Raw genomic sequence first — 20918 nt, 5'->3', positions numbered from 1 at the left:
TCATGTTTACCAGCATCTCTCTTGACATATGAAAATCGCAAATCAGGTGCGTATCACTAAGGCAATGCGTTTGTCAAGTATTTTTAGAACAAGTATTAGCTCGATCGCCCTTTTGACTATTCTAGTCTGCGCCAGTGCCGTTTCTGCGTCAGAACCGAGGGCGGCACTCTTGGTTACGCAGGAATTGCCCCAGCAGCAACTGAAAGACGAAATTCGCGATCAAGTTCAAGAAGAAGTTGACATCGCTTTTGGGCGCACGGCGGTACTACTCAACGGGTTGGTAATTGCCTTAACTTTGTTGCCGACAGCAGCCGGAGTCGGTGTTTGGTTTCTGTGGAGCAAACTGTCAAAGCAGACAACAATTGCTCGCCAAGAAATCGAAAGTCTCCACTATGATACCATCTCTCAATTAAAACTATTAATTTCTGATGCTGAAAGTATCTTAGGCGAAATTCAACACCAAAGTCACCCAGCGGATGTAGAAACAGACCTTTTGTTGCCGGATGCTCAAATTCAAGAATTTGCTCCGGTTAACTACGGCAATTATCAACAGTTATTGACGGCGGATGACTATGCTAAACAGGGAGATGCTTGTTTCTTTGAAAACCGCTATGAAGATGCGATCACTGCTTACAATCAAGCACTGCAAATTCAGCCGGATTTAGCCGATACTTGGAACAACCGGGGAGTTGTGCTGACTCGAATGCAGCGGTATCCAGAGGCGATCGCATCCTACGAACAAGCTACCACAATTCGCCCGACTTATCCCGACGCTTGGAACAACCGAGGCGTGGTATTATTGGAGTTGCAGAAGTACCCGGAGGCGATCGGCTGTTACGAACAAGCAATTCAAGCCAAACCCGATTATGCCGACGCTTGGAACAACCGAGGCGTTGCCTTTTCCAAAATGCAGGAGTACGAACAAGCAGTCATTTCTTACAATCAAGCGCTACAAGTCAAAAACGATTATACTGACGCTTGGAACAATCGAGGCGTGGCACTCTCCAAATTGCAAAAGTACGAAGCGGCGATCGAGTCCTACGACAATGCTGCTAAAATTCGACCTGACTTTTACAGAATATGGTACAATAAAGCCCGATGTTATGCGCTCCAAGGCAAAATTGATTTAGCAATTGAAAATTTAAACCGCGCAGTGAATCTCAATCCTAATTTGTGCAAAGAGTTGGCAAAAACTGAAGCTGATTTAGAAAAACTTCGCGAACACGATGCCTTTAAGCAGTTGATAAGTTAATACATGGTGGATAGTAAGAAACCGGGTTTCTACGAATAATTTCGGTTCAGTACAAGAAATTTAGAAAGAAACCCGGTTTCTGAGATTAGGTGTAAGAAACCAGGCTTCTAAGATTAGCGTACACCCAGACTTTGTAAGTAGCTAGAAACCGGGTTTCTCCGAATGATTTCGCTGGAGTATGAAAAATCTAGCAAGAAACCCGGTTTCTGAGATTAGCGTGTACCCAGACTTTGTAAGTAGCGAGAAACCAGGTTTCGTAGAACTTTTAGGAACTTACAAATATTTCTGCAACAACAAACCCATTTTCTCCTTAGTTGCGGCCGGCACTTTGTCCAGCGGAGTCAGAATTGCATATTTCAAAGCTGAATGTGCGTCAGAAACAGGAGGATTTTCGGTTAGCCTCCGCACAGTTTCTTGAATTACTTTTTGAGCATTTTCAGCATTGCGGTGCAAATTGGCAATTACCATTTCTACTGTTACGCTGTCGTGTTCGGTATGCCAGCAGTCGTAATCGGTGACTAATGCTAAAGTTGCGTAGGCAATTTCGGCTTCTCTGGCTAATTTTGCTTCGGGCAAATTTGTCATCCCGATGACTGTTGCATCCCAACTGCGGTAAAGATTTGATTCTGCTTTGGTGGAAAATGCGGGGCCTTCCATGCAGACGTAGGTGCCGCCGCGATGCAAGGAAACGTCGGGCAGGTTCAAGGATTCGATCGCACTTACTAACACTTTAGCCAATTCCCCGCAAATCGGATCGCCAAAGGTGATATGACCGACTATTCCTTCTCCGAAAAATGTAGAAGCTCGATTTTTTGTGCGATCGATAAACTGATCTGGTACTACCATATCTAAAGGTTTGGCTTCTACCTTGAGGGAACCAACCGCCGACGCTGAGATTAAATACTCAACTCCCAGACTCTTCATCGCATAAATATTTGCCCGATAAGGGACTTCTGAGGGCAAAAAGGTGTGGTTGCGGCCATGTCTTGCCAGAAATGCGACGGGCGTACCGTCTAATGTTCCCACAATGGCTGCATCAGATGGCGCGCCAAAAGGTGTATCGATTTTCACCTCTTCAACATCCTTGAGGGCCTCCATCTTGTATAAACCGCTGCCGCCGATAATGCCGATTTTTGCCTGTGCCATTTGACTCTCTGCTTGAGTTTTACTTAGTGATTCTATCGGGCCATTGTTAAGTTTGCGTAAAGATAATTTAATTTTTATGGCAATTGTTACGGTAAACACACTGTATTGTCACAAAATAAGTATGATCTTAATCACAACGTATCTTTACGAAATCTTTAAAAATAAAGGTACAGAGTTCTGTGATCTATTTTTAAGGTGTTAAAAGAATGACAGTCAGTTCTGCTAGTGTACCCAAAATCGCGATCGAGGCGATCGTCCAACGAATTTTTGCTTTCCGCCAAATTACGCCTCTCGACAGGCGGCTGCTGAAGTCTGCAATGCTTTCGACAACCCGTCTCAACGAGAAGGATAGGTGTCAGATTAACCGAGTGCATCAGGGAATCCAAGATGGATTGATTCTGGTTGTGGAATAGATTAACTTTAAAAATTTGTGTTTGAGTCTGTATCTGCTGCGACGAAAGTTCGGGCGGTAATCTGTTTTCGGCGATCGAGTTTTGAAATAAAAAATAAGATAATCTCCGATAGTTTCATTTGTCCACAGCTAGAAAGGGCGATCGTTTTGTTAAAGTTTTACTAGCTGCGGATGTCTAGGATTCGGCATTAACTATTAGGAATTAAAATTTAGCAGCCAAAAGCCTGTATAAGTCATGCCAGTATCATCGGGCTGGACTAATAAGAAATGCAATCCTTTACTTAATTGCTTGCGCTGTTGGTAAACTTCGGCGGAGGCTTTTACTTCGCTATCTTCAAAAGTCGCGACAACCCATCTATCGGCTAATCCAGCTTCCAAAATTAATCCGTCGGGAGCTCCGGCGATATAGTTCAATGCGAAGGGTTTGGCATCCTGAAGCCATCTAGCCAACCGCATTGACTGTCGCCCGCCGTCAATCACAACTCCCGGTACGGGTACTGTGGAGGCTAAGCCCAAATTCAGCGGTAACAACAATTCTGGCATTTCTAATATTGGCAGGGGACGCCCTGCGAAGGCTTCTGCGATGTCGCCGGCGGGTAGGGATGCAAAACGCCAGCTATCGCCCCACAGGTTTTCGGGTAGGGGAAGGGGTGGTGGTGTGTCAAGGGCGATCGCCCGATAAGCTTCACCTGTATAATTAGGCAAACTCGAATATTCTTGGGCGCGTTGTTGCAGCAGGGTTTTCAAAGCCGCAGTGCGCCGAGTTGCTTCTACTTTGACACCCAAAACTTTGCCCGCAGCTTCGATTAAACCGAGAGACTGAGGCCTAAATACTTGAATTATGTCGGGCAATTTCTGGGTTAGTGCTTGCTGCTGGAATTGGGCGGCTAGCCAATTAGAGTTTGCTTCTGACTGGCGACAAAGAGCGCTAAATTGAAATGTTTGTGCCCAGTCGCAGATGAGGAGTTCCCACAATGGTTTGCCGGTTTCGTCTCGGAGAGGGCGGCGGTAGAAATCGGCTTGCCAAATACGCATGGGAATTTAAGAGTTAATGTCAACCTAATTTTAATCTGGTTTCGATCTGCGATCGGGTTTTAGCGGTTTTCTCGCCGGGCTTACGTTGTAAGGTAATACTGAAGCGTGCAAAAGTTAAATGTGGAAAATTTTATTATGTCAAGTAACGTAAACGCTATAAGTTTGTAGTGAGGAATGCCAGTCCTCTTCAAGTTCAGAGGACTTGCATTCCTCGCTACAAACCAATTTTATTGCGGTTGTTCTAGGGGACATAATATAATTTTGGAGGGGAAATTCGCCCTGGGCAGATTTTTGCCTGTAGAAGTGACAAAAAACTTAATCCTTTAATTGTGCACCGTACCGTCGGGCAAGATTGTACCTGTTAATCTAGCTCCCGTGAGTTTTACCATAACCCGATCGCCATAACCGATTTTAGCACCTGTTAAATCCGCACCGCTCAAGTCTGCACCACTCAAATCGGCTCCGATTAAATTAGTTTCTCTCAAATTGGCATTGATCAAACAAGCTCCTAACAGGTTAGCTCTAAACAAGTTAGCTTTTTGTAAATTCGCACCTGTGAGGTTGATGTTGTGCAGAAAAGTATCGCTTAAATCAGCTTCACTCAGGTTGGCATTGCTCAAGTTTCTCCCTGAAAAATCCTTTTCTTTTAACGCAGCTCCTTTGAAGTTGGAACCGCTTAAATCGGGGGCTTGTGGCGCAGCTTGGCGGTAAGACGGAGATGGCTGCGGCGATTGGTAGCGGGAGGTATCTGAATAGGGCCCCGTCGGATTTGCAGAAGAGTTTCCACCATAATTTCCCGCATAATTGCCAGCATATTTTCCTGAAGAGGGCTCGGAATAGTAGCGGGGCTCTTTTGGTGTTGCTGGCGACGGCTGGGTGTTTTGTTGCTGACTGTCTTGATACTGAGTATTTCTGTACTGAGTGTTTTGTTGCTGACTGTCTTGGTACTGAGTATTTCTGTACTGAGTGTTTTGTTGCTGACTGTCTTGGTACTGAGTATTTCTGTATTGAGTATTTTGCTGCTGGGTGTTTTGCTGCTGAGTGTTTCTGTACTGAGTATTTTGCTGCTGGGTGTTTTGCTGCTGAGTGTTTCTGTACTGAGTATTTTGCTGCTGGGTGTTTTGCTGCTGGGTGTTTCTGTACTGAGTATTTTGCTGCTGGGTGTTTTGCTGCTGAGTATTTTGCTGCTGGGTTTTTTGCTGCTGAGTATTTTGTGGCTGGGTGTGTTTGTGCTGAGTATTTCTGTGCTGAACGTTCTGATTATCACCTCTGGGATGAATCGATCGCAATTGTTCGCGAGCTTGATTAATTTCCTTAATCTTTTCTTCAGCTTTATGTAGTAGTCTAGGATTATCTTTGGGGATGCGATCGGGGTGCCAAATGAACGCTAAATCCTTGTAGGCTTGAGTAATTTCTTCTCGGGAAGCTCCCGGCAAGATTCCCAGCACTTTATAATATTGGTCGAGGTCGTTCATATTACCACCTTTCGCTTTAAGAAATTATTAACTAAAAATTAAGATCGGAGCAAAAACGGCTATAAAAGCTTGTTTGTCCGATCGTACATTGGATGCACTATAACTCAGCTAAGCTACTGCTGGCAAAAAGTCTCGGATTAGCTGCAAATATGTGGCGGCATCCTCCAGCATTGGGAAGTGAGCTGTATTGGGAATTATAACAAATTCTACTTTTTTGCTGAGGGAGGCTGCTTGCTCTGCCATGACGGCGGGGATAATTTGATCGAACTCTCCGGCTACAAGCAGCGTGGGAACACTCAACCGTGCGAATTCTTGGGGCATTTCCTCGGCTGCTCTCTTGCTGACTGCTGTCACCATTGTACCGATCGCAGCTTCCTCGTCAGCCATTAAGAAATCCTTGAGAAATGCTAAACTGACCGCTGTGGGGAGGGAACGGCGGAGAAATCTGGCCATAAAGATGCGATCGGCAAACGGGATAGAAGCCAGCCAAGACGGGCGAAATTTGACCACATAGCCGCCGAATTTGTGAAAGGTGGTGAAGGATTTCTCGTCATATTCAAAAATACCGCTGCAAGTGAGTATGGCTTTTTCTACTTTTTCGGGGTAAAGGTTGAGAAATAAAGTCGCAATAGATGCTCCTGTGGAGTGAGCATTCAGAAAGACTCGGCTTAAATTCAGAGATGTTAATAATTCCGCTAAGTCGTGGGCGTAGGTTTCGAGTTCGTAGCTGGACTCAGGAGGTGATGGCGGTAAGGGCGATCGACCAAAACCTCTCATATCATACAGCAAACAATCAAAATCATCAGCAATAGCCCGCGCCGTGCTTTCCCAGTAGCGCGCCGAGCCTGCCCAGCCGTGGAGAAATACCATTACTGGTTTGCCGCTGGGTTGGGCGCTGTTGTCTGCGGTTATCCACTCGTAATAATGTTCTACACCGCCAATTGAAAGAAAAGCCATGAGCTTAATTTTAGATTTTAGATTTTAGATTTTAGATTTTAGATTGTAACTCATAATTGTTAAAGCTAAATACTCATCTCAAAAAATCTGGGTTAATCAGGGGCGATCGCGTCTGGGTTAGCAGAATTCGTATAATGTAAGCATAAAAAGATTCACCGACAATTTATTATGAAAGAATTAAATAAATTAGAATTGGATGGAATCAAGAATATGGGGGCAGTTAAGACTCAGGTAAAGCTGACAAATGCCATAGATGAAGCTCTAATTAGTCGCGGATTGCTCGCGCCTCGGCTGTTGCGCGAGTGTGAAACAGAAGCTCTAGTCGATACAGGATCGGTTTACCTAGTAATTTCAGCAGAAATTTTGCAGCAGCTAGGTTTGCGGATTATAGGACAGCAAGTTGTTAAGTATGCCGATGGTCGTCAAGACACAGTAGGAGTAACGGAGGCTATATTAATTGAAATTGATGGACGCAGGACTACGGAGGATGCTCTGGTGACAGGTGATGAGGTATTAATTGGTCAGGTGGTTTTGGAGAAGTTAGATTTGCTCGTGGATTGTAAGAATCAGCAGTTAATCAGGAATCCAACTAATCCTGATTATCCTGTGACTTATATCAAGCGAACAGGGGGATAATAAAAAATATAATACCTAGCCACAACAAGTAAGGTACGTCAGTTGAGAAACCAAAATTTTTTCTACAAAACCGAAAACTGACGCACTCTACAACAGAACTACAAATGATTCATCAAAAAATCAGCGTCAATCAGCGTCAATCCGCCCACATCTGCGGTCAAAAATATCCAAAAATCTCAAACAGCAGAAGCAGCCAGCCAAAACAAACCATCCACCAAAAGCGTGCTCAAAACGGCTCCGCTGAAGGCGCGCCAGTGCAATTGCTTGTCGCGCAAACTCACCAAACCCACTGTTAGCAACACAGCGATTAAAACTAAAGCGCAACTTATGCCCCAAGGAGTGTCAATTTGCCCGATCGCACTTTGAAAAATCGGCATCGCGAATTCCGGTTCTGCGTGCATGACTTTGCGCCAGTAAGGCATCAACCCAGTTAAATAAAAATATAAATCAGTAATAGCCGTGCCAAATAGGGATCCCAAGTAAAAATAACTGCCAACTTTTCCCCAGGATTTGTTCAAGCACCAAACAGCAAAAGGCAAGCCAATTGCTTCTATAGGTAGATGTAAAATAGGTTCCCATCTAAACCAGCCCCAATAGATGGAACCTGCCAGCCAACATCCGGCAAATCCTAATAATAAATCTCCCCACAGTTGGGTTTTGGGGCGAAAAATTAGCACTAAACTGAGGACGAACCAGGGAATTGTGGAAAGCAAGCTGATAGTTGGATATAATCTAACTAAAGGTGCTTGCACGAAGACGGGAATTGAGACTAAGAATGCTGAGGCGCTAAATATTAGCCACTGTTTGATGCTGTTGGTTTTGTCAGAAGTGACAGAATTTTCTAGGCGGGAAACGGTGACAATAGGTGCGATCGCAGATGATACTAAATCTAAATTAAACAACTGATTGGACTCCGTACTGTTTCAATAGGTGGACTAAAAATTTTGCTGCGGTTGTGGGTGCGGCTGTCTCAGTGCCGGCGGCTGTGTGGCTGATGTGCCAGCCTTTTGCCGTTTGGGGCGATCGCCATAATTCCAAATGTGCGAGCTCTGGATCTGCATAAAAGCTGTCTCCACCGCTGCCGAGAATGGCTGAACTCCAGTGCGTGAAGCTATCGTGGCTGATGCGGTGGATGGGGAAAGTGCCCCCCAGGGGTACTCCCCAGCCGTCTAGGGCAAAAAATGCCCCGACTTGGCCGCCGATTTGCTGCCACATCCAAGCCGCCCCGATCGCCCCGGCTACTCCTGCCGAAAAGCTGACAAATACTAGATTTTCTCCGGCTAAGTCTTGGCTGCACAAAAAATGCAATATGTCAAGGGCTGAAAAAGGCGGATATTTATGAGCGGGAAAAACCTTGACGCGATCGACTATTTGCGGATTTTGCCGAGGATATTCGTCTTCCCAAACCTCCGAAAGTCCCGCTAGGAAACAATCAGTGAGTTTTGGTTCGTGAACTCCGGGGCAAATTACCAGTCTCATAGTGCGTCAAGAAAGTTAATATAGTTCGCAACATAACTTTATCATATGTCTACTATATCATATACCACCTGGGGGGATAAGGTGTTAAACTTATAATAGAGCAAAGTTTGAAGAGTATCCCCCCAATTTAAGTGCTGGGAACGCTCCAAACAGCTTGAATCACAGGCAAGGTGAGAGAGTCTTAAGAAAAGATAAAAATTATCCCCCCCTACCCCATTTCCTGTCAGGCTTAGCAAAGCCTGATTCGAGCTTTAAGCTGTTCTGTATTTAGATTTAACTTTTCGGGCGGCGTCGAAGCCCACCCCACAAAAGCTTAAAGAAACAGGATTCTGAAAATTAGATGCCTGCGATCTAATCACCCTACGGGTTTCGTATCGAAGTCAAAAAGCCGATTTAGGACTGACACTCATCAATCCGGTTTCTTGGATAAATAAGAAATTTAGCCAGGAAGTATCGGTGCAGAAACCGGGAATCAGCCCCGCACGCAACCTTCGTGCGATCGCCAAAAATGAAAAATCTCAGATTCACCCTTCATCCTGCCTGGATCTCTTAGAATAAATAAAATCGAGGAATACAAAGTGGTTGCTTCTCCAGAAAAAATTCAGTTAAAAACATCTCCAGCACCCGCAAGTAACGATCGCGTTGCTGTCTTGCTGATGGGTTACGGCGAAGTCGAAAGCTACGACGATTTTGCCAACTACAACGAACAAGCTTTAAATTTACTTACCGCCAAATTCGCGCCGGTACCGACTTGGATTTATCCGCCGCTGGCGAAGATTTTAGCAATTTTTGACTTGCACGAGTGGAGTCACCAACACGGTCAATTTGTTTCGCCGCACAATGCTATTTTTGAACAGCAGCGCGCCGGGATTGAAAAGAATTTGCAGGAAAAATGGGGCGATAAAGTAAAAGTATTCAAAGCTTTTAACTTTTGCGCGCCGTTTTTGCCGGAACAAGTAATCCCGCAAATTAAAGCAGAAGGATTTGACAAAATTCTGATTTATCCGCTGTTGGTTGTTGATTCTGTTTTCACTAGCGGGATTGCTGTGGAACAGGTGAACAATGCTTTAGCACAAACCTTTGATGGCAAAGAACATTGGGTAACAGGACAGCGCTACATTCCTTCTTTTTACGATGAACCGGCTTATATTCAGCTAATGGCTGATTTGGTTGAAGCGGAAATTAAGAATGATTTAGCAGTAGCGCATTTGCCTTCTCAGATTGGGATTGTGCTGATGAATCACGGTTGTCCGCACAAGGCTAAGGGCTTCACTTCGGGTATTGTGGAAAGTCAGGCTTTGTTCGATCGCGTGCGGGAACGTTTGATGTATCGCTATCCTTTGATTTCGGTGGGTTGGCTGAATCATGACACGCCTCTGATTGAGTGGACTCAGCCGGATGCGACGTTGGCTGCGAAGAATTTGATTGATTTGGGTGCAACTGCGATCGTGTTTATGCCGATCGGATTTGCGACGGAAAATCACGAAACTTTGTTAGATGTTGACCATATTATTGAGTCTTTGCAGAAACAGCGTAAAGGTGTAACTTACCGCAAATTGCCTTGTGTGAACGATCGTCCTGAGTTCCTGAAAATGGCGGCGGAGTGGGCAAATCCGCAGATTGAAGCGTTGTTGAGTGAAAGTGCGATCGCGGTTAATCCGAGTTTGGCTGTTCGGGATCATGCACATTCTCATGGCGATCATGGGCATTCTCATGGCGATCACGGTCATTCTCACGGTGGGCATTCTCACGGTGATCACGGGCACAGTCACTAATAGGACTTGGGCCTGAGAGTTCAGAAACCGGGTTTTTTGCGAAGATACTGCGTGGAAATGGCAGATTTAGTGAAAAACCCGGTTTCTTTTGTCTGAGTGTGTAGGTCGAAATTTGGGGGTAAATATGAATTATGAGCCATTAGGTAACATCCCGCAGAGATATCGCGCTAAGATGAAACCTAAAGTTTTTTCAAATTTTGAAAACTTGATACACTGTTAAACTCAACTATCTCCCTATCTGCAATCCTATTAGCAAACGGAATTTATATCAATGAAACCCTACACATTAAACTTACCCCTTCAATTACAGCAAGAAGCCGAAAGATTGGCGGCACTCCAAGGCATTTCACTTGATGAGTTTATCCTCTGGGCTGTACCCGAAAAAGTGGCCGCCCTCAAGCAGCAGTAGTATTCGCTTGAGGAATTGGTTGAGGCAATAACGCCTGAGAACCTTCATAGTGAGATTGATAGTGGAGTTGCTGTGGGGAAAGAAGTTTGGTAGCATAAAGGTGCTAGCAGAATCCCCACATTGGGAGAGGAAATAGACGCATCTATTGCCACCGAGCAAATTATCGAAGTTGCAAATTTATAAACCGCTATTGCATCTACATATAGATTATGACCATCAAAGAACAACTTCTCCAAACCATTGAAACACTGCCTGCGAATCCCCTTTACACAAAGAGCGATCGAACTTGATATTATGCTAGAATTAAATTAGAGCGTCAGTAACTAAAAACAATGGCAACAATTACTCTTCAAATTCCCGACGAACTAGCACTGCGGCTAGATCCTCTCAAAGATGAATTACCACAGATTTTGATGCTAGGATTGAGGGAAGTCGAAGCCAATCCTTCAAACGGTTTTTCTGCACTCAGGCAGATATTAGAATTTATAGCAAGTTTACCGTCGCCACAAGAAATATTAGCCCTGCGTTTGTCCGACTCTCTTCAATCGGAAATCGATACTTTATTAGAGAAAAACCGCACAGAAGGACTTACGCCGATCGAGCAGCGTTTGTGGCAACAATACGAATTTATCGAGCATTTAGTACGCATTGCAAAAGCGCAAGCTTTGGTGAAAATGAGCGAGGCTGCATGAGCAAAACCTACGTTTCAGCTAGTTTGCGACGCATGGTATGCGATCGCGCCAAAGGATGCTGTGAATATTGTTTAATCCCAGAAACACTCGCCCTCTCGTCTCATCAGGTAGACCATATCATCGCAGAAAAACACAGGGGCGAAACAGTTGAAAGTAATCGGGCTTTATCTTGCTCACTTTGTAACAAAAATAAAGGCAGCGATATTGCCTCTATCGATCCAGAAACAGGTGAAGTAGTTCGACTTTACAACCCTCGAAAAGATCGCTGGGAAGAGAATTTTAAACTTCAAACTGAAAGTGGTGCGATCGAATCTCTAACTGTGATCGGTCGAGTGACTGTACGTTTATTGCAGGTTAATGGCGCAGAATGCCTGACACAACGCAAGCTATTGAGCAAAACGCGATCGTTAATCAAGCCTGATTAATCCATCGCGTTCAAGCCACAACATAACCTCTTTAACAAATTTTTATTCAAGACGGCGGTGCACCCTACAGTATTGCGATCGCCTCAACCAACCGATCGATCTCCGCCTCAGTGGTAAAATAGTGAACGCAAGCCCGCACGCAGTCAGGAGAAAGAATTGTCCTCACCATAATTCCCTGTTTTTCCAACAAATTAACCAACTGGTTGTGCGGCATCCCATTCATCAATCGAAACGAAACTAAACCAGCTTCCGGCGCAGATGTTCGCAAACATTCCACATCGGGAAGTTCCGACAAACGCTCCCAAAGATACTTGCTCAAACGACAAATTTCTGCATACCTTTCTGCAATTGTTCCCCATTCGTGTTGAAGGGCGATCGCACTTCGCAAACCCGCATACAAAGGATAAGCCGAAGTCGCAATCTCGTAGCGCTGCGATCCAGCCTTCGGGCCAAGCACTTTAGCACTAGAATCCGTCACAATTCCCCGCCAACCGATAAACACCGGGTGCAAATCTGCCAAAGCCGCCGCACTTACATACAGTCCGCCCAAACCTTCCGGGCCACACCACCATTTGTGACCAGTAAAAGCATAAAAGTCAACCCCCGATTCAATCAAATTTAAAGGCAAAACCCCCACAGATTGAGCCGCATCAACTAAGACTCTAACTTTGCGACTTTTAGCATTAAAACTCTCTTGTCCCCCCCCTTGGCAAGGGGGGGTTAGGGGGGGTTCATGACACACTTTCACAATCTCATTAAGAGGCAAAACTTGACCGGTATTCCACAAAATGTGACTGATTACCAACAACCGAGTATTTGGCCGCAAACTATCAGCAATTACCTGAACAGGAGATCCTTCATTCAAAGTTGCCGCCAATGGACAAACATCAACCTCAATCTTGAAACGGCGCTGAAGTTCCATTACACTAGCTACAATGCCCGGATGTTCGCAATCAGAAAGCAGCAGTCGATCGCCCGCTTTCCAATCAATGCCCCACAGCGCAATATTGCAGCCCACGGTGACATCCTCAGTCAGGGCGATGGTTTCAGCAGGTACGGCCAACTCAGATGCGATCGCCCGTCGCGTCAGCATCGCCTCCTGAACCACCCAAGCCCCCACCTCCCCCGAAAACGGCCCCCCAAGCTGCACCCGCTTGTAAGCCTCATAAATCGCCTCTAAAGCAGACTCAGGCAGCGGCCCTTGTCCGCCGTAGTTAAAATAAGCTTTATTGGCCAAAGCTGGAAATTGTTGCCGGTGATTGTCCTTTGTCATTTTTTCTGGGGAATTGTTGATAACGTTAATATTGCATAAATGTCGATCGTCCAAAACCTCACTAACAAAGGCTTCTTCTTCCTTCTTCCTTCTTCCTTTTACCTTGAGCGAAGTCGAAAGGCTTTCCTCCTTCTTCCTTCTTCCTTCTTCCTTCTTCCTTCTTCCTTCTTCCTTCTTCCTTCTTCCTTCTTCCTTCTAATTATTCTATGCCCTTGCGAATACTAAATGTTAATAACTGACAAACTGCTACTTTCCTATCAACGATGCAATCTCCGAGCATTTTTAGACACCTGCGGAGACTGGAAACAACTAGACCCCCCCAGCGACTTTTTGTTGAAACTGATGCGCGACAGCGCCGCATACCAGCAGCAAGTTTTGGAACACGAGACTTACCAACAACCATCATATCCTAGAGGGGATTGGGAAGCTGGCGCGATCGCTACTTTGAGTTTAATGCAGCAAGGAGTCGATCGCATTTACCGAGGAGTGCTCATCCGGGGCGAATTCGGCAAAACCAACAGCGCCACAGATTCTCTGGTAGGAATTGACAGTCAATATTCCCCCGCAAGTGGCGAAATTCCCGAAACTCCTGTTCATCTTTCCTCCTCAATCCTGCACTCTTCAAACATTACCCTCGTCAGCCGTCCGCATTTATTGATCAAACAGCCGGGACAATCAAAATTTGGCGATTGGAGTTACGTAACTGTGGATATTTGGCTTAGCAAAAGACCGAAACTAGACTATCAAATTATTGCAGCTTTTCATGCCCAAGTGTTAGCTTCCATGCAGGGAACAATGCCAGAGACTGCGTGGCTGATGCTGCGAAAAAAAGGACATTGGCAAGTGAATCTCGATCAGCGAACTCCTCAGATGTTCGAGATTTTAGATAACTGCATTCAGATGATCAAAAATCGGGATAAACCAGAGGTGTTCATTTCCCGCCAAAAGTGCAATCTTTGTGGCTGGTATACTGTCTGTCATGCCGAAGCTGAATCTATTAAACATCTTTCTTTATTGCCGGGAGTTACTGCCGGCCGCTATGGTAGATTAAAGACTCTCGAAATTACTGATGTAGAATCTCTCGCTAATGCTAGTTCCCCATTGCTGGCTGATTATCCAGAATTCCCCGAAAGAGTTGCTTTTGATGTGGTGCGGCAAGCTCAATCTCATTTGCTAAATCAACCGTTATTGCGGGAAGAAGGAAGTTCGGCAGCGGATTCTGTAGCGGATTTAGCGGATGTCACGGATAGAGGTTCGGCAGCCGATTCTGTAACGGATTTAGCGGATGTCACGGATAGAGGTTCTGCTGTGGAAGCGGTTAATCAGTTTATCAGAATACCAGAAAATGCAATAAATAGTTTAGTAATAGCTAAAATTGAGTCTGTAAAAACTACAGAAAATAAATCTGCTGCACTTTCTAAACCAGCGCCAATTCTCCGCAGCAAGCCAATTCCTTATTCTCAATCTGTCTTTTTGCCGATCGCCCCAATCGAACTCTATTTTGACATTGAAGCGGAACCGGAGATGAATTTAGATTATCTCCACGGAGTCTTAGTTGTCGATAGGTACAACAAGACTGAAAAATTCCACGGTTTTCTGGCAGAATCGGCAGCCGAGGAAGGTGCAATCTGGGAGCAATTTTTAGAATTAATGTGGGCTTATCCCATTGCTCCGATTTTCCACTTTTGCGACTACGAAGTCAAGACTTTTAAACGCCTAGCTAAACTTTACCATACTCCAGCTTATTTGTGGAAACCCGTGCTGAAAAGGTTTGTAGATATCCACAAGCAAGTGACGCAGCAGGCGATTATGCCGGTGGAAAGTTACGCGCTCAAACCCATCGCCCGCTGGCTTGGTTTTGACTGGCGCGATGCTAAGGCTAATGGGGCTCAGTGTGTCTGTTGGTACGATGATTGGCTCCAAACTGGCGATCGATCGATCTTGGAGGCGATCGTCCGCTACAATGAGGACGACTGTCGCGCTACTTACATTGTTAAAGATTGGTTGACTAATTTTTTGTTAAGTCAAAAACAGTGATTTTATGATTAAACGAACCGCGAAGGCGCAAAGGGCACGAAGTCAGAAAGAGAAGAAGATAGTAAAATGCGAAATTTAGAAAAGGCAACTATATTTATTGCCTGTTTTTTGATAGCAGCAACTGTGGCAATTTTGATAAATTTGTCAGTACAATCTTTTGCCCTCACCAAAATAGATTTTATCGGAAGAGCAATATTTCCGACAGGTTCTCCGTTTCAAGGAACAGAAATTGGCGGACTTTCGGGGATTACTTACGATGCCGAAAAAAAAGTTTATTATGCCATTTCCGATGACCGCAGCAGCAAGGCTCCGGCTCGCTTTTATTCTCTCAAAATAAACTTGAAATCGGGTAAATTGGAAAAAGAAAAGATTGAATTTACTGGTGTCACGACTTTATTAGATGAAAACGGTAAAAGCTTTCCAGAATTAAGTTTAGATACCGAAGGGATAACTTTTACTGGCAATAGCGTGTTTGTTTCTTCGGAGGGAGATGTCGATCGCCAAATCAATCCTTTCATCAAAGAATTCTCCCTCGACGGTAAACTGCTCAAAACGCTGCCAATTCCCGATCTATTTTTGCCAGACGACAAAGGCACCAAAGGCATCCGCAACAATTTCGCTTTTGAAAGTTTGACTTTAACGCCCGATCGCAAATACCTATTCACCGCCACCGAAAACGCTATGGTACAGGATGGCGCCGTGCCTTCCTTGGAAAAAGGCAGCCCGTGCCGGATTCTGCGCTACGATGCGTTAAGCGGCAATCCAGATGCCTCCTTTGCCTACATCACCGAACCGCTACCTTCTGGTGCAAATCCTGTGGGAAAATTCACTACCAACGGTTTAGCGGATTTGTTGGCGATCGACGACAAGCGCTTACTGAGTTTAGAGCGCGCTGTCTCCCTGGAAACCGGCATTACTGTTAGGCTATTTGAGGTTTCCTTGGAAAAGGGCGATCGCATAGAAGGGATCGAAAGCCTCAAAAACCGTCTGGGCGAGATTTCTCCCGCTCAAAAACGGCTGCTGCTGGATTTGGAAACCCTAAAAATTCCCCTAGACAACATTGAGGGGTTGACATTCGGCCCCGAGTTAGGCGATGGTAGCAGAGGTCTGATTTTGGTGAGTGACAACAACTTCAGTCCCCTGCAAGAGACTCAGATTTTGGGCTTCCAAATAAAAGTTCAAAAAACCTCTTGACAAAAGGTGAGGTTATAGGCATAATAGAAATTGTGCCTGAAAAAACGGCAAAACGAGGGACAGTAGTTCAATTGGTTAGAGCACCGCCCTGTCACGGCGGAAGTTGCGGGTTCGAGCCCCGTCTGTCCCGTTCTCTCGTAAATCGCAAGTCATCAATCAAAAAGCTAAGCTTTTGATTAAGTCTGTTTCTGTGTGCAAACTCACCTCAGAAACCCGGTTTATTCCCATATTTCTACTTACTAAACGCAAAATTTCGTAGAAACCGGGTTTCTCGCCCATAGGATAGCCTCTAGTTTCTATGTAGCAATAATTTTCAGAGTTTGGGTATAAAATCTAAAATCTAAAATCTAAAATTGTCTGGGGAGTGAGAAAATATGCTCGTTACGCCCATTAAGCCGTCACCGGAAACAATTACACAACGGATAGTATTATCTAATATCAGTTGGCAGACTTACGAAAGCTTATTAGCAGAAGCGGGGGACAAGAGATCCTCGCGATTTTATTATTCTCAAGGAGTCTTAGAAATTATCATGCCATCAGACTTGCATGAAACTATTAACTGTTTACTAAAACAGTTTGTGACTACTTTAAGTGACGAATTAAAATTGAAACGTAAGGGATTTGGTTCTACGACTCTCAACCGTGAAGATTTAAAACAAGGTGCAGAACCAGATTCGTGTTTTTATATCCAAAATGTCGATCGCATTCGCGGCAGAAGAATTAACTTATCAACCGATCCGCCACCAGATTTAATCATTGAAGTAGATCTCACCAGTCCATCTACTAATCGGTTTGTTATCTACAAAAGCCTTGGAGTTCCTGAAATATGGAGATATCTTGGAGAGACTGTACAATTTGTTCAACTTCAGAATGGAGAATATGTAATCTGTGAATACAGCAATACTTTTCCGATTGTTTCTGCGGAGATAATCAATCAATTTTTGCAGATGGCCCAGACGGAGGATGATATGACGATAATTGATGCTTTGCGAGTATGGGTGAGAGAGAAATTGCGATCGCCCTCCGCAACAGAACAATAATACTTAAACTCTAGCCCCTCGATCTTCTTGAAACCATCTGCGTTAATCTGTGTCTATCTGCCTTAAATCTGCGGTTTCCCAATCAAATATTTCAGACTCACAGATACGAGTTCAAAAAAGGTCGGGCGATCTGATATGTCAAAACCAGCGCGATCGGCACTAGGATCGGAATAGCAACCAACAATCCCCATTTGCCAAACCTCAGCTTTTGACCGTCCGATTTGAACAGGAAAATCACAGCGACAATTCCCATGACTACCCAGAGGCCGCCAAAGCCCATGAAGACTGTATATCCAGCATCTTGCATTTTTTTTACCTGCTTTCGATAGCAATCAATCTTTAATGTTAGTTGCAGTTGGTTCCTGCTGAAATCTGCAAATCGGTCGATCGCACTTACTCAATTTAACTCTATTCCGACTTTGCTCGACAGCGGCCTTCAGTTTCACACTCAACCCGCGCAGTTCGATCGCTCATAATAGTTACTAAATCCTGCCTTCGGGTCAACCTCAGCCGCCAATCTGCCCAAATTCCGTACAACCAATTAGCGATCGCCCCAATCACCGGCAACTTAGTAACAGCATAAATCCATCCCATTCCCAGAATCTCATAAATACGGCGAAAAACCTCCACATTTTTAACCGTCGTACCATCGGGTAACACCGCGTGAATCCGGCCCATCGCCGTTTCGTAGTCAACTCCGCCGTGGGCTTCCGGGTTGTAGCCATCCTCCGCGATATCCACAAACGACACCAAACCTCGCCCTGCATCCCGTTTCTTCAAAAAGTTCACCTCTCGCACGCACAGCGGGCATTCACCGTCGTACAGCAGTTCGATTTGCCAAGAGGGGTTAACCTCAACAGATTCGTAAAACTCGGTTTTAGCAGCAGACATAGGGAAATATGTTTTAAGAGCGATCGCACCCAAATATTTTACAAGAATTAATAATTATCAGGTACACCTTGGGCACTCCTGCGACAGTTATTTGTGCTTTGAAAAATAGTCCCAAAGGTCAATCAAGTCTTCGTCGCCCGCAATGTTAATATCGTGAAGATGCCGTCTGCTAAGTTGCCAGAGATTTTAGCTCGATCGCTTGAGCGCTAATTATCGAGCAATTAGAGGCAAACCAACTGTCAAGCCGGCAACAAAATATAATAAAATTTGTAGTCACAGCCGCAGCAAATCCCCCAACCAGCAAATTGCCCCCAATCTAAAAACAAAAAGATACATGAACGTCAGAGTCCGTCTAGCCCCCAGTCCCACCGGAAACCTCCACATCGGTACCGCCAGAACCGCCGTATTTAACTGGCTGTTTGCCCGCAACCAAGGCGGCACATTCATCCTGCGGGTAGAAGACACAGACGTAGAACGTTCTAAAAGCGAATACACCGATAACATCCTCGAAGGACTCACCTGGCTGGGGATGCACTGGGACGAAGGCCCGAGTTTTCAATCGCAACGTCTGGAAATATACCGCCAAGCAGTCCAAACCCTTCTCGACAATGGACTCGCCTACCGCTGTTACACCACGTCGGAAGAACTGGACGAAATGCGGGAAACACAAAAAGCCAACAAACAAGCCCCCCGCTACGACAACCGCCACCGCAACTTGACAAGCAAACAACGCGCAGCTTTTGAAGGCGAAGGGCGACAAGCTGTGATTCGGTTTATAATCGACGACGATCGCACAATTTCTTGGAACGACATGGTGCGCGACACCGTAACCTGGAAAGGTAGCGACCTCGGCGGCGACATGGTAATTGCCCGGGCATCCAGCGGCGGCGTCATCGGCCAACCCCTCTACAACCTCGCCGTAGTTGTCGATGACATCGACATGGCCATCACCCACGTCATCCGCGGCGAAGATCACATTGGCAATACTCCCAAACAAATATTGCTCTACGAAGCTTTGGGCGCGACAATCCCAGAATTTGCCCACACGCCCCTGATTTTAAACTCCCAAGGGCAAAAGCTTTCTAAACGCGACGGCGTAACCTCGATTTCTGACTTCAAAGATATGGGCTACCTCGCCGAAGCTTTAGTCAATTACATGACTTTGCTCGGCTGGACTCCGCCGGATTCAACGCAGGAAATATTTACACTGTCGGAAGCAGCAGAATTATTTACATTCTATCGAGTCAACAAAGCTGGTGCAAAATTTGACTGGGATAAACTCAATTGGCTCAACAGTCAATACCTGCACAAGATGCCAGTGCCGCAATTGACAGATTTGCTGATACCTTATTGGCAGAAAGCCGGTTATGAGTTTGACTTTGAGGCAGACCGCCCTTGGCTCGAACAAATAGCTGCTTTAATCGGCCCGAGTCTCGTTCGCTTAACCGATGCTGTCGATATGTGCAAGTTGTTCTTCTCTCCCACTGTGGAATACGAAGAAGAAGCACTCGCACAGTTGCAGCAGCCTGGGGCTGCACAGGCTTTACAAGCAGTTCTAGAAGTTCTGGAAAGTCATTCCACCCTGGAGTCAGCCGAAGCTCAGAAAATCACTAAAAAGCTCAGTAAAGAGAAAAATCTGAACAAAGGGCTAATTATGCGATCGCTCAGAGCAGCTCTGACAGGTGCAATGCACGGCCCCGACCTGATAGAATCTTGGGTAATCCTTCACCAGCGCGGGACAGCTAAAACCCGTTTGCTTGATGCCATTAGCAACTTGAATTTGCCGGCAGTTGGTGTCGCGGTAGAAACTCCTACCCCAGAACAACCCAAAGCCGAAACTCCCGCCGAAACTCCCGCGCCGGAACAGCCAGCAGTCGAGGTTTCAACAGTCGAAACACCGACTATTGAAACAGCAGCGGAAGTTACATCAGTCGAAACGCCGGCTGTTTCAACAGTCGGAACGGAGGTTTCAGCAGTCGATATTTCGGCAGTTGAAACAACCGCAGCAGCAGTGGAAATACCTGCCGCCAACCAGCAAAAAACTATTGCGAGTGGAGAAATGACTTCATCAAACGAACCAGAAACAACCGTTATCATCACCGAAATTCCTGCCGGAAATGAAGCAGACAGTTCGAGCGGTACAACAAAAGTCATAATTACCGAAGAACCGCCAAGTCAGACCCAGCAGATCAAAGAACAAATTATCTCAATTTTGTCCGAGTTTCCTGCTTACATCGGCAGCTTTTACGAGCAGTACAAAAGTCCTCTGACAGTTGTTGGTTTAATTTTAGCCTCAATTGTTTCTTTGAAAGTGCTTTTGGGCATTGTAGACGAACTCAATGACATCCCCCTGCTAGCACCCACATTTGAGCTAATTGGTATTGGATACGCCGCATGGTTTGTCTACCGCTATTTGTTGCGCTCTTCCAACCGCCAACAATTAGGCCAAGAAATTCAAGCTTTGAAAGAACAAGTTTTTGGCAAAAAGTCCTAAATTCTTGCTGGTAATTAGTTGAATTGTACCCAACACTGACAATTTTAAATATATTGTCAGTGTCGGGTTTTTTTATGATTTAACGCTCTCAAATCCGCGTTAAATCCGCCTTAAAGAGCGGACGTACGATTGAAATCGCACCTACATAAACGATGTCCGCCTCCGCGGACTAAGGAATGAAAATTTAATAACTTTAGCGTTGGTTAAATAGTCGGCACTGCACGATAATTCCATTTTGGTAGATATTCATCAAAAATAATTTTCATTGTTTCTTTAAATCCATTAGCTACTTTTCG

20 protein-coding genes, 1 tRNA gene and 1 pseudogene are annotated in these 20918 nt (G+C 45.2%); 13 read left to right on the top strand and 9 right to left on the bottom strand.

Features of this window, described 5'->3' with window-relative positions:
- Positions 1-46 precede the first annotated feature (46 nt).
- On the top strand, positions 47-1252 hold the full coding sequence (locus tag K4039_RS23335; protein ID WP_265238903.1) for a tetratricopeptide repeat protein: 1206 nt from the start codon (positions 47-49) through the stop codon (positions 1250-1252).
- 273 nt (positions 1253-1525) lie between these two features.
- On the opposite strand, the gene K4039_RS23330 is transcribed toward K4039_RS23335, so the two are convergent.
- On the bottom strand, positions 1526-2398 hold the full coding sequence (locus K4039_RS23330) for an S-methyl-5'-thioadenosine phosphorylase (RefSeq protein WP_265238902.1): 873 nt from the start codon (positions 2396-2398) through the stop codon (positions 1526-1528).
- 206 nt (positions 2399-2604) lie between these two features.
- Between K4039_RS23330 and K4039_RS23325 the strand changes: the two genes are divergently transcribed.
- The gene (locus K4039_RS23325) at positions 2605-2811 is read left to right on the top strand and encodes a hypothetical protein (protein WP_265238901.1); all 207 of its coding nucleotides are present in this window, start codon (positions 2605-2607) and stop codon (positions 2809-2811) included.
- Positions 2812-3005: 194 nt separating this feature from the next.
- Here the strand turns inward: K4039_RS23325 and K4039_RS23320 are convergent, their stop codons facing one another.
- From K4039_RS23320 to K4039_RS23310, 3 genes are all read right to left on the bottom strand, one after another.
- Entirely contained in the window at positions 3006-3845 is an 840-nt protein-coding gene (locus tag K4039_RS23320) for a Tab2/Atab2 family RNA-binding protein (RefSeq protein ID WP_265238900.1), read from the bottom strand.
- A 323-nt stretch (positions 3846-4168) separates the two neighbouring features.
- The gene (locus K4039_RS23315) at positions 4169-5320 is read right to left on the bottom strand and encodes a pentapeptide repeat-containing protein (RefSeq protein WP_265238899.1); all 1152 of its coding nucleotides are present in this window, start codon (positions 5318-5320) and stop codon (positions 4169-4171) included.
- 108 nt (positions 5321-5428) lie between these two features.
- Entirely contained in the window at positions 5429-6277 is an 849-nt protein-coding gene (locus tag K4039_RS23310; protein WP_265238898.1) for an alpha/beta fold hydrolase, read from the bottom strand.
- Between the two features lie 168 nt (positions 6278-6445).
- Here K4039_RS23310 and K4039_RS23305 point away from each other — a divergent pair, with 168 nt between their 5' ends.
- Positions 6446-6913: an aspartyl protease family protein gene (locus K4039_RS23305; RefSeq protein ID WP_265238897.1), complete on the top strand. Its 468-nt coding sequence runs from the start codon at positions 6446-6448 to the stop codon at positions 6911-6913.
- A 176-nt stretch (positions 6914-7089) separates the two neighbouring features.
- Here K4039_RS23305 and K4039_RS23300 read toward each other — a convergent pair whose 3' ends face one another.
- Entirely contained in the window at positions 7090-7815 is a 726-nt protein-coding gene (locus K4039_RS23300) for a DUF3120 domain-containing protein (protein WP_265238896.1), read from the bottom strand.
- Positions 7808-8392, bottom strand: a complete 585-nt coding sequence (locus K4039_RS23295; protein WP_265238895.1) for a hypothetical protein — start codon at positions 8390-8392, stop codon at positions 7808-7810. Before K4039_RS23295 ends, K4039_RS23300 begins: the two co-directional genes overlap by 8 nt.
- 578 nt (positions 8393-8970) lie before the next feature.
- Between K4039_RS23295 and K4039_RS23290 the strand changes: the two genes are divergently transcribed.
- The 4 genes from K4039_RS23290 (at position 8971) to K4039_RS23275 (ending at position 11693) form a co-directional block, all read left to right on the top strand.
- Positions 8971-10167 (top strand): ferrochelatase, encoded by a 1197-nt coding sequence (locus K4039_RS23290; RefSeq protein ID WP_265238894.1) that lies wholly within the window; start codon positions 8971-8973, stop codon positions 10165-10167.
- A 271-nt stretch (positions 10168-10438) separates the two neighbouring features.
- On the top strand, positions 10439-10576 hold the full coding sequence (locus K4039_RS23285) for a hypothetical protein (RefSeq protein ID WP_265238893.1): 138 nt from the start codon (positions 10439-10441) through the stop codon (positions 10574-10576).
- Positions 10577-10908: 332 nt separating this feature from the next.
- Positions 10909-11268 (top strand): hypothetical protein, encoded by a 360-nt coding sequence (locus K4039_RS23280; protein ID WP_265238892.1) that lies wholly within the window; start codon positions 10909-10911, stop codon positions 11266-11268.
- Complete coding sequence (locus K4039_RS23275; protein ID WP_265238891.1) at positions 11265-11693, top strand: HNH endonuclease; 429 nt, start codon at positions 11265-11267, stop codon at positions 11691-11693. Before K4039_RS23280 ends, K4039_RS23275 begins: the two co-directional genes overlap by 4 nt.
- Positions 11694-11757: 64 nt before the next feature.
- On the opposite strand, the gene K4039_RS23270 is transcribed toward K4039_RS23275, so the two are convergent.
- Positions 11758-12966, bottom strand: a complete 1209-nt coding sequence (locus K4039_RS23270) for an aminotransferase class V-fold PLP-dependent enzyme (protein WP_265238890.1) — start codon at positions 12964-12966, stop codon at positions 11758-11760.
- A gap of 225 nt (positions 12967-13191) precedes the next feature.
- Between K4039_RS23270 and K4039_RS23265 the strand changes: the two genes are divergently transcribed.
- The 4 genes from K4039_RS23265 (at position 13192) to K4039_RS23250 (ending at position 17237) form a co-directional block, all read left to right on the top strand.
- Positions 13192-15003, top strand: coding sequence for a TM0106 family RecB-like putative nuclease (locus K4039_RS23265; RefSeq protein ID WP_265238889.1), 1812 nt, complete (start codon positions 13192-13194; stop codon positions 15001-15003).
- A 66-nt stretch (positions 15004-15069) separates the two neighbouring features.
- A complete protein-coding gene (locus K4039_RS23260) occupies positions 15070-16197 on the top strand; it encodes an esterase-like activity of phytase family protein (RefSeq protein WP_265238888.1) in 1128 nt (375 codons plus the stop codon).
- Positions 16198-16253: 56 nt separating this feature from the next.
- Positions 16254-16327 (top strand) — tRNA-Asp (locus K4039_RS23255).
- Positions 16328-16571: 244 nt separating this feature from the next.
- The gene (locus K4039_RS23250) at positions 16572-17237 is read left to right on the top strand and encodes a Uma2 family endonuclease (RefSeq protein WP_265238887.1); all 666 of its coding nucleotides are present in this window, start codon (positions 16572-16574) and stop codon (positions 17235-17237) included.
- A 97-nt stretch (positions 17238-17334) separates the two neighbouring features.
- Here K4039_RS23250 and K4039_RS23245 read toward each other — a convergent pair whose 3' ends face one another.
- Together K4039_RS23245 and K4039_RS23240 are read right to left on the bottom strand one after the other, a co-directional pair.
- A complete protein-coding gene (locus K4039_RS23245; protein ID WP_265238886.1) occupies positions 17335-17544 on the bottom strand; it encodes a hypothetical protein in 210 nt (69 codons plus the stop codon).
- 101 nt (positions 17545-17645) lie between these two features.
- A complete protein-coding gene (locus K4039_RS23240) occupies positions 17646-18128 on the bottom strand; it encodes a thiol-disulfide oxidoreductase DCC family protein (protein WP_265238885.1) in 483 nt (160 codons plus the stop codon).
- A gap of 334 nt (positions 18129-18462) precedes the next feature.
- Between K4039_RS23240 and gltX the strand changes: the two are divergent.
- Positions 18463-19884: pseudogene (gene gltX, locus K4039_RS23235) on the top strand (glutamate--tRNA ligase); the annotation flags it as partial.
- A 303-nt stretch (positions 19885-20187) separates the two neighbouring features.
- Positions 20188-20622 (top strand): CAAD domain-containing protein, encoded by a 435-nt coding sequence (locus K4039_RS29845; protein WP_321161653.1) that lies wholly within the window; start codon positions 20188-20190, stop codon positions 20620-20622.
- The last annotated feature ends 296 nt before the right edge of the window (positions 20623-20918 follow it).

Origin of the sequence: Lyngbya sp. CCAP 1446/10 (assembly GCF_026130175.1) — a bacterium.
In the GTDB taxonomy this organism is placed as follows: domain Bacteria; phylum Cyanobacteriota; class Cyanobacteriia; order Cyanobacteriales; family Microcoleaceae; genus Microcoleus.
The sequence above is the reverse complement of the archived record's forward strand: the minus strand, read 5'-3'. Positions and strand labels throughout refer to the sequence as shown.